The following is a 9,432-nucleotide window of genomic DNA, read 5'->3' as shown; positions in this document are numbered from 1 at the left end:
GGGCAGCACCGGTGCGCGCTCCACCGCCAACCGCTCCAAGAGGTCCACCGCGTGGTCCGTGCCGGGCAGCTCCGCCATCTCCGCGCGGGCCTTCGCGATGTCGGCGCGCATGTCCTCGTCGCCCAGGACGCCGAGCACGGCGGACCGCACCCCCTCCGGGGTCGCGGTGGCGGCGTCCAGCGGCCTGGTCAGGCCGAGCGCGGCGAACCGGCGCGCGTTGTCGTGGTCGTCGGTCAGCAGCGGGATGCTGACCTGCGGCAGCCCGGCGACCATCGTCCCCGTCATCGTGTTGAAACCGCCGTGGTTCACCACCGCCGAGCACCGCGACAGCAGCAGCGACTGCGGCAGGTAGCGCTCGACGTGGACGTTCGCCGGTCGCGGCCCCAGGTCGGCCGGGTCGCGGTCGTGGCCGACGGTGGCGACCACGTCGGCGTCGAGGTCGGCCAGCCCGTCGAGGACCGTCCCCATCAGCCCGGGGTAGGCGCCCGGGTAGAAGCGGATCGCCACGGTGCCGAACGACACGTACACCAGCGGTCGCTCCCCCAGGTGCGCCAGGTGCTCCGGCAGCCGCTGGTCACCCAGGTTGTCGAACAGGCCGTCCCGCAGGTGGTGGGTGGTCGGCGGCACCGGCCGGGCGGGGTCGAGCAGGCGCGGCAGCGCGAAGCACAGGTTCAGGTGGCGGTGCAGCATCCCCAGGCCGTCGCCGGGCGGCAGGCCGACCTCGGCCCGCAGCCGCACCATCTCCTCGGCGATGTCGTCCAGCAGCGGGGTCGTGTCGTACAGCGGCGTGATGTCCACGGAGGCGCACGGGATGTCGAGCGCCTCGCCCACCGCCGCCGCGGCGGGCTCGTAGCTGTCGCGCACCAGCACGTCCGGCCGCCACTCCCGGCACACGGGGACCAGGTCCACCGCGGTGCGCCGGGCCCGCACGCCGTACATCACGCGGGCGATGGCGAACCGGTCCATCTCCACGCCCGGCGACAACCCCCTCGCCCCCGCCTTCAGGGCGGTGAACTCCTCGTCGCCGTCCCCGTCGCGGCTCAACCCCGCGGCGAAGCCGGCGAACCCCAGGGAACGCACGTCGTCGAGCAGGTTCGAGGCGCAGGCGAACGCGACCTCGTGGCCGCGGTCGCGCAGCGCGGTGGCGAGCGGGACGAGGGGGTGCAGGTGACCGGACGTCGGGGTGGAGGTGAACAGGACACGCACGGCGACTCCTTCACGGGGGACCGGGAGCCCGTTTCTACGCCGCCGCGCGCGTTCCGTCGTGCCACAAGTGAGCACCGGTCCCCGCCCGGTGCGCCGGTCAGCCGCGGAACTCCGGGTTGACCCAGTAGGTGCTGTTGCCGCGGTTCTCGGTGGGGAAGCCGCCGCCCTCGCCGCGGCGCAGGACGCCCGCTCCCGCCGGCGCGGTGAAGGGGCCGTGGGTCACCGGGGCGGTGTAGTAGTCCGGGGAGGTCAGGTACCCGCCGTACGGGCTGTAGTAGGAGATCACGTACTCGCGGCCGGCCTGGACCGGGACGGGGGTGGCGAAGAAGATCTCCGCCATCCGGCCGGGGTGGGCCCAGGCGCGTTCGGCGAGCAGCGCGCCGTCCTGCCACAGGCGCAGCGTGACGGGGCCGCGGTAGGCGCCGCGCAGCAGGGAGGCCCCGAGGACGTGGCCGGGCCGGTCGAAGACGGTCCGCAGGCCGACCTCGGTGGGGCTCACGTCGTCGCTGACGACCTCCGGCGCGGGACGGGTGACGAACTCGCAGCCCTCCACGCAGGACACGGCCCGCGGCCCGGGGATGCCGAGCGGCGACTCCGGCGAGGCCGCCGACAGCGTCGCGGGCGCGGCGTGGTGGGCGGGGACGCGAACCGGGCGGTGCTGGTCGACCGCCTGGGCGGAGCCGGACAGGACCAGGGCCGCGACGGCGACGGTCGCGAGCAGCCTGGGTAAGCGGGACATGCGGACTCCTCTGGGGGCGGCGGACGGGGAGTGGTCCCCCGTGGTGGGGATCGTTCGGCGGGGCCCCCGCGCTACGCCGGGGCGGTGAAGACGACGTCCACCCAGTAGTTGTTGCCGCCGTAGTAGTCGGTCGGGAAGCCTGCGCCCTGCCGGAACCTGCCGTTGGCGTACGGGCCGGCGGCGGTCCAGAGCGGTTCGGAGAACACGCGGGGGCGGCGGTCGAAGTAGCCGTGGTCCATGGCGTGGTGGCCGTTCGGGGCGGTGTAGGAGGCCACGTACACCCGGTTGGCGCCGATCCGGACCGGGGTGGCGAAGGTCAGCTCCTGCCAGCCGGTGTCGGTCTCGCCGGTGAACGTGCCGGTGGCCAGGAGCGTGCCGTCCGCCGCCCACAGCGAGCCGGTGTGCGTGCCGGTGTTGCCGGGGCCCTTGTAGAACCGCACGCCGGTGACGGTGCCCGGGGTGGAGGTGCCGAAGCGGACGCCCAGCTCGAACGGGCCGCTGTCGGGGCTCGCCGGTACCTCGGGCACGGTCGCGGCGCTGAACAGCGAGCACGGGCACGCGGTGCCGGGCGCGGTGGTGAACGACCAGGTCGCGGGCACGGCCAGGGCGTTGCCGCGCGCGTCGGCCACCACGGCGCTCGCGGTGTAGCGGGTGCCGGGGGCGAGCGGGGCGTCCGGGGTCCAGGTGACGGTCCTCCGGTCGTCGGACAGCGCGGCGGTGCCGTGCAGCACGGCGCGGCCGTCGTCCGACAGCGTGATCGTCGGCGACGCCGGGTCGATCGGTTCGTCGAAGCCGAGGGTGAGCACGCCGGTCGCGGGCGCGCCCGCGCTGTCCGGGGCCGGGTCGCGGGTGTCGAGCACGGGCCGGGTGTAGTCGCCGTCCGCGCCGTGCCGGTAGACGACGTCGACCCAGTAGTTCGACGCGTGGTAGCCGCTGTCGGGCATCCCGCCGCCGTAGCGGAACAGGCCGTTGGGCGTGGTGGCGGTGTCGGCGACGGCCCAGACCTGGTCGTGGCCGATCAGCCGGCCGTAGTTGCCGAAGAACGTCTCGTCGATCGCGTAGTGGCCGCGCGGCGCGAAGTAGGAGACGACGTAGGTCGTGTTGGGCTCCACCGCGACGGGCGCGGCGAAGGTCAGCGACTGCCAGCCGGTCGTGGTCTCGTCGGTGAACGTGCCGGTCGCCAGGCGCCGCCCGGCGGCCGACCACAGCGAGCCGGTGTGCGTGCCGGTGTTGCCGGGGCCCTTGTAGAACCGGACGCCGAGCACCTCCCCCCGGCCGGTGAAGTGCACCTTCGCGCCCAGCTCCACCGGGTCGGGGTCGTCGGTGGCGGGGCGGCCCGGGACGGCGAAGTCGTCCCAGATCGTGCACGGGCAGTCGGCCGAGCGCGGGGTGCCGGTGGTGAACGACCAGGTGGCGGTGGCGTCGCCGGCCTGCACGGAGGCGGTGTAGGTCGTGCCCGGGAGGAGCGGCGCGTCGGGGGTGAACCCCGCGGTCGGGCCGCTCGCCGGGGCGACCCGGCCCTCGACCGCCCCGGCCGGCCCGGTGAGCGTGAACCGCACCTCGGCGTCGGCGATGGTCCGGTCGAAGGTGGCGGTCACGGTGGGGGTCAAGCCCACGCTGCCCGCGCCGGCGGGCGGTTCCGCGCCGAGCAGCGCGGACGTGGTCGCGGTGGCCCCGCCCACCTCGTCCGGTCGCGGCACGCGGCTCGACTCGGCGGACGCGGCGGGGACGACGGGCAGCACGGGCGCCAGGGCGGCGACGGCGAGCACGAGCAGTCGTCTCAGCGGTCCACCGGCAGCGCGGCGGGTGGCGCCTGGTAACGGCATGGTTGTCGCCTTTCCCCTCAGACCGGACCACCCGATCACACGTCGGGGATCGGTGCGGTCGGATGCGCCGTTACCGCTTCCCGGGGTCCGCGCTGGTATTCCGCACGAAGGGGGTGCGCATCCGGGTGCGGACCGCGCCGCGCGGGGGATTTCCCGGCATTTCCCACTTTGTGCGGTGCGCGGTGGCGCACACCCCGCGATGATGCCGCCGGAACCGTTATCCGGTCCGTCCGCAGTGGAGCGCCCGCAGCACGGCGGCGTGGGCGGGTTTCGGGTTGCCCGCGCCGTCGAACAGCAGGGGCGTGCTGCCGGCGCGCCACGAATCGGTGTCGCGGACGCCCCACACCGTGATCCCGGCGCACCGGGGCACCGCCAGGCACGCCCTCGTCACGCGGCCGAAGTCGTCGGCCTGGGCGGCGCCGGAGCCCTCCACGTCCAGCTCGGTGACCTGCACCTCCACGCCGAGGTCGGTGAAGTCGCGCAGGGTCGCCGCGAAGTCGACGGGCACCGGGTTGGCGGCGCCGAAGTGCGACTGGAGGCCGACGCAGTCGATCGGCACGCCGCGCTGCCGGAAGTCGCGCACCATGTCGAGGACCGCGCGGGTCTTGGCGTGCGCCCGGTCCTCGATGCCGTAGTCGTTGTAGCAGAGCTTCGCGCCCGGGTCGGCGGCGCGGGCGGCGCGGAACGCGGCCTCGACCCAGTCGTCGCCGGTGCGCTGGAGGTTCGAGTCGCGGCGGCGGCCGGACGTGCCGTCGGCGAACGCCTCGTTCACCACGTCCCAGGCGTGGACCCGGCCCCGGTAGTGGGCGGCGACCCCCGTGACGTGGTCGAGCATCGCGGCGCGCAGCGCCGTGCCGCTCAACGCCGCCAACCACGAGGGCTGACCGGCGTGCCACAGCAGGGTGTGGCCGCGCACCCGCTTGCCGCCGCGCAGGGCGTGCTCGACGATCGGGTCGGCCGCGGCGAACGTGAACCGGCCCCGCTGCGGTTCGGTCGCGTCGAGCTTCATCTCGTTCTCGGGGGTGACCACGTCGAACTCGCGGTCGAGGATCGCCGCGTAGACCGGGTCGGACAGCTTGCGCCCGGCGACGGCGACGCCGAAGTACCGCCCGGTCCGCCGCGCCGCCTCAGCCAGCGTGGACGCCGGCGCTGCCGCACCCGAGGCGGTCACACCCGAGGCAGCGACACCCGAGGCGGTCACACCCGAGGCAGCCGCACCCGAGGCCGCGGCACCGGGTGCGGCGAGGCCCGGCGCGGGGAGCGAGGCGGCGAGGAGGGCTGCGACGAGGAGTGCGCGCACTGGGCGGTCCTTTCGGCCGTGGGGCGACCATGGTCTTGCGCCCGGCGGGCGCGGGCAACGCTTGGCGCAACCTTGCGAAACCGCGCCTCCCCCGACCGGCGCAGCACGCCTTCCCCGCCCCCTGTCGGCCGATAACGCATTCCGCGCCACTTCTTTCGGCGCATTCACCCCAACGCCCGAACAATCACGCGGACAGGTTCACCCTCGACCCCGTATTCACCGGTCCGGAAAAAATCAACACCTTTCCCCCGGGTGAGCACGCGTTATCCGAAAAATCGGAGTTCTGCGTCATGTGGCACAGTGCCCGCCTCAGCGCTTTCCCACACTGCGGGTGGTCGGAAGAGCGGCGACGGCCACTCTTCCGAACCGGGGGCCGAGAGAGGAACAACCTTGTCGCTCCACCCTGAGGCGCACCACCGATCGATAATCTCGGTGGACATCGCGGGCTCCAGTGCCGAGGGCAGGCGCGTGGGGCACCGGTTCCACGCGGTCCACTCCCTGCGCGGGATCGTCGACGGCGCCCTCGACGAGGCGGGCATCGCGCCGGAGCACTGCGACTTCCGGGACCGCGGGGACGGCTACCACATCCTGGTCGACGGCACGGTGCCCAAGGCCCGCCTGGCGCGCCGGTTCGTCAGCGAACTGGTGGACGGGTTGCTGGAGCACAACGAGAGGTCCAACGAGCAGAGCAGCCTGCGGCTCAGGGTCGCGCTGCACTACGGCGAGGTCACCCCGGCGGGGACCACCGAGGTCTCCAAGGCGATGGAGCACGCCACCCGCATCCAGGACGCGCGGCACGTCCGGGAGCGGCTCCGCGAGTCGGGCGCCGTGCTGGCGCTGGTGGTCTCCGCGGACTTCCACGACAACATCGTCGACGAGGTCGCGGCCATCCGCGACCGGTACGACTTCACCGCGTTCACCGAGCCCTTCCGGGGCGTCGCCCTGACGGCCTGGCTGTGCCTCTTCGGCGGGCGCACCTCCCGGGCCGCCGAGGTCGCCGACGACGGCGCGCGGGAGACCGGCCCCGCGCTGCCCGCGATCCCGCGCGACGAGTCGGACCCGGTGTTCGACGTCCTCCGGTCGGTCATCGTGCTCGGCGCGCCGGGCGCGACCGCGCCGCAGGAGCGGACCACCGCGCCCGTGCTGTTCGGGCCACCGGGGTCGGGCAGGTCGCGCACCGAGCGGTGGCTGTGCGACGACCTGGCGGCGCGGGGCCAGTGGTGGGTGCTGCTCGGCGCGGACGAGGACCGCACCACCCCGCCGGTGCCCGACCTGCTGCTGGAGGCGGCGCTCAGGCTGGTCGCGCAGGACGGCCCCTGGGACTTCTCCGGGCTGCTGGGCCACCTCGTCGCGGCGTCGACCCGGCGCGCGGGCGGCGGGGCCGTCGACGGCCTGCTGCCACCGCCGCGGTCGCGGCACGCGCTGGAGGCCGCGCTGGGCGGGCTGGTCGACGTGGCGGGGCTCGGCGACTGGGCCCGGTCGGCGGCCCACCGGGCGGGCGCCCGGCTGCTCCGGCCCCGCTGGACCCGGCCGGGCGGCGGGCACGACTGGCACCGCCGGGCCGGGTCGCTGGGCGCGTTCGCCGACCTGTCCGCGCGCGTCGACCAGGACTCCCGGGACCACGCCGACCGCGTCCTGATGACGGCCTTCCTGGAGGACCTGGCGGCGGTGGAACCCGGCGGGCGCCGGGTGGACCCGGTGGTCGTGCTGAGCAGCGACATCGACGCCGCGCCGCTGCTGCGCGCCTGGGGCGGGGCGCTCGCCGCGGGGGCGCGCGCCAGGGCGACCCTCGTCGCGGTGGGCGACCGCGCGCTGGTGGAGAGGCTGGGGCTGCCGCGCGACGAAGTGCTCCCGGCCGACCGGGAGGAGGTGCGGCGGTTGAGCCGCGGCGCCACCGCGGTTCGCGGGCCGTACACCCCGCTGCCGCTGTCGGGGCTCACCGCGCCGCAGGTCGAGGCGATGGCCGCCGAGGTGGGCGTGCCGGAGCGGCACCGGGAGCGCCTCGTGTCCTCCGTGCTGCGGCTCAGCGCCGGCCACCCCGGGGCGGCCGCCCAGTTGGTGCGCGCCGCGAGCCTGCTCCCCCCGGCCGAGTGGGTGCCCGGCCCCCTGCTGGGCGTGCACGCCCACGACGGTTCGGGTCCGCTGCGCGAGCACCTGCTGGACCGGCTGCTGGCGGGGCGGACCACCGGCGTCGAGGACGCCGTGACCCGCTCGGCGGCCAGGAACCAGGCCGAGGCCGCCCTGCTGATGGCGGACGCGCGCCGGGCGCGGCTGACGGGTCCCGCACCGGCGACCGAGTGGGCGTGCACGGGACCGGACGGCGTCCCGGTGATGCACCCGCTGCTGCGGCTGCTGCTGGTCGAACGGCTGGCCGGGCGACCGGCCGACGCGTCGGACTCGTGGGAGGCGGTGTTCACCCGGCTCGCCGGGTTCGCGAAGCGGCGCGGCGACGAGGAGGGCGAGCTGCACCACCTGTTCGCCGCGGGGGACGTCGACGCCGTGCTGCGGCGGCTGGAGGAGCTGCTCACCACCGTCGGCGGCCGGCGCTGGCTGGAGGTCGTGGAGGTCGTCGCGTCCTGCCCCGCCCGACCGGGCCAGCCGCCGCCCGGGGCGTTCCGCTCGCCGGTCGAGGCCGTGCTGCTGTCGTGGCACGCCACCGGCGACGTCCACCTGATCGACGAGTGGGCCGACCACCACATCACGACCGCCACCCACCTGAGGCAGGTGGCGGGGCTGGCGCGCAGCGGGCAGGTCGAGTTCCTCGACGCCGCCGACCGGCACGAGGAACTGGGCCGCCGGCGACCGCGCCGACCCGGTCCGCCCCACCAGGACAGGGAGGAACAGCGGTGACCCGAGTGGACATCCCCGACGCGCGGCCCCGGTGGGACAGGCGGAAGGTCCTCGCGCTGTGCTCGGCGGTGGTCGTCCTGCTCGCGGTGGTCGTGGCGGTGGCGCGGGCGGTGCGCGAACCGGTCTGCGACGACCAGGAAGGGCTCGCGCTGGTCGAGGAGCAGTGCGTCGGGGTCGCCGACCCTGGCCGGGCGTTCGACTTCGGCCGGCCCGCGCTCCAGGGCGTCATGGAACGCATCCGGGTGCAGAACGAGGTCGCGGCGCGGGACCCGGAGCACGTCAGCATCGCGGTCCTGCTCACCCTGACCCCGCGCGGCGCGCACGCGATCGAGCCCGTGGAGCAGGTCGAGCACCAGTTGGAGGGCGCCGTGCGCGCCCAGGCCCTCTACAACGAGGACGACGTGCCGAAGGTGGTCCTGCTGCCCGCCAACGCGGGCGAGGGCTTCACGCACTGGCGGCCGGCGGTGGACGAGCTGCTCCGCAGGCGCGGGGCGCCCGACCGGCTCGTGGCGGTGACCGGGTTCGGGCAGAGCCTCGCCCCGGCGGTGGAGGCGCTCACGGTGCTGTCCCGGAACCAGGTGCCCCTGGTGGCCTCGACGATGACCTCCGACTCGCTGCGCGAGGTCGACGGGCTGCTCCGCCCGGCGCCCAACAACTCCCGGCAGGCCGCGGTGGCCGCGCAGAAGGCCCGGGAGGTCCTCGACGCCGACGCCGCGCGGGCCGCTCCCGGTGCCGGGCCGACACCCCGGGGGGTCGTGGTGATCACCGACCGGAACACCGACGACCAGTACTCCGTCGACCTCGCCGAGCAGTTCGGGACCCAGGCCGGGGCGCTGGGCGTCGAGGTCCTCAAGACCATGACGTACGACAGCAGGTTGAAGGACATCAGGGTCACGTTCCGGGCCGACCAGGCCAACATCTGCTACGCGAGCACCCGCGTCTTCTACTTCGCCGGGCGGGGCGTGCACCTCGGCGCGCTGGTCGAGGCGCTGGGCGACGAGCCGTGCGAGAAGGGCCGGGAACTCGTGATCCTGACCGGCGACGACAGCCCCAGCGACGAGCAGGCGGGCACCGAGAAGTTCCGCGCGGGCATGGCCGGCGGCATCAGGATCATCCAGACCGACCTGGCGGCCCCCGACCTGCTGGAGAGCTACTCGGTGCTGGCGGCCAGGGGTGAGGAGTGGCGGATGAGCAGGCAGGCCGTCGAGGACTTCACCGGTCCGGGGCTGCCGGACTACGCGGTGAGCGGCGCGGCGCTGCGCGACGACGGCGCGGTCCTGTCCTACGACGCCGTGCTCACCGCGCTCGCCCTCGTCACGAAGGCCGTGGACCCCGAGCAGCGGACACCGCTGGACCACCGCGAGGTGCTCAAGGTCATCCACACCCTGCACGACGCGAACGCCGTGCCGGGTGCCAGCGGGCGGCTGTCCTACACCGGCGACGGCGACGCCGAGGACAAGGTCGTGCCGCTGATCGAGCGGACGGCGTCGGGCACGGTGCTGGTGGACGTG

6 protein-coding genes are annotated in these 9,432 nt (G+C 75.0%); 2 read left to right on the top strand and 4 right to left on the bottom strand.

Annotated elements, in window-relative coordinates; all coding sequences use genetic code 11:
* The 4 genes from ACR807_RS39390 to ACR807_RS39375 form a co-directional block, all read right to left on the bottom strand.
* Positions 1 to 1,206: glycosyltransferase (locus ACR807_RS39390; protein ID WP_438926635.1), on the bottom strand; the 1,206-nt coding region annotated here is incomplete at its 3' end.
* 97 nt (positions 1,207 to 1,303) lie between these two features.
* Positions 1,304 to 1,945 carry a DUF4082 domain-containing protein gene (locus tag ACR807_RS39385; RefSeq protein ID WP_438926634.1) on the bottom strand — a complete coding sequence of 214 codons (642 nt, stop codon included), beginning with the start codon at positions 1,943 to 1,945 and terminating at the stop codon, positions 1,304 to 1,306.
* Positions 1,946 to 2,016: 71 nt separating this feature from the next.
* The gene (locus tag ACR807_RS39380) at positions 2,017 to 3,771 is read right to left on the bottom strand and encodes a DUF4082 domain-containing protein (RefSeq protein ID WP_438926633.1); all 1,755 of its coding nucleotides are present in this window, start codon (positions 3,769 to 3,771) and stop codon (positions 2,017 to 2,019) included.
* Positions 3,772 to 3,988: 217 nt separating this feature from the next.
* Positions 3,989 to 5,071, bottom strand: coding sequence for a glycoside hydrolase family 10 protein (locus ACR807_RS39375; RefSeq protein WP_438926632.1), 1,083 nt, complete (start codon positions 5,069 to 5,071; stop codon positions 3,989 to 3,991).
* Between the two features lie 432 nt (positions 5,072 to 5,503).
* Between ACR807_RS39375 and ACR807_RS39370 the strand changes: the two genes are divergently transcribed.
* Both ACR807_RS39370 and ACR807_RS39365 read left to right on the top strand, forming a co-directional pair.
* Complete coding sequence (locus ACR807_RS39370) at positions 5,504 to 7,921, top strand: hypothetical protein (RefSeq protein ID WP_438926631.1); 2,418 nt, start codon at positions 5,504 to 5,506, stop codon at positions 7,919 to 7,921.
* The coding region (locus tag ACR807_RS39365) for a type 1 periplasmic-binding domain-containing protein (protein WP_438926630.1) at positions 7,918 to 9,432 on the top strand (1,515 nt) is incomplete at its 3' end. The genes ACR807_RS39370 and ACR807_RS39365, both read left to right, overlap by 4 nt.

Origin of the sequence: Saccharothrix sabaoui (assembly GCF_051756985.1) — a bacterium.
Classification (GTDB): domain Bacteria; phylum Actinomycetota; class Actinomycetes; order Mycobacteriales; family Pseudonocardiaceae; genus Actinosynnema.
This window is presented reverse-complemented; position numbering and strand designations above follow the sequence as displayed.

Bases quoted from the DNA above. Each gene is read 5' to 3' on its own strand.
- ACR807_RS39385 (WP_438926634.1), bottom strand. From the start codon at position 1,945: ATGTCCCGCTTACCCAGGCTGCTCGCGACCGTCGCCGTCGCGGCCCTG.
- ACR807_RS39380 (WP_438926633.1), bottom strand. From the start codon at position 3,771: ATGCCGTTACCAGGCGCCACCCGCCGCGCTGCCGGTGGACCGCTGAGA.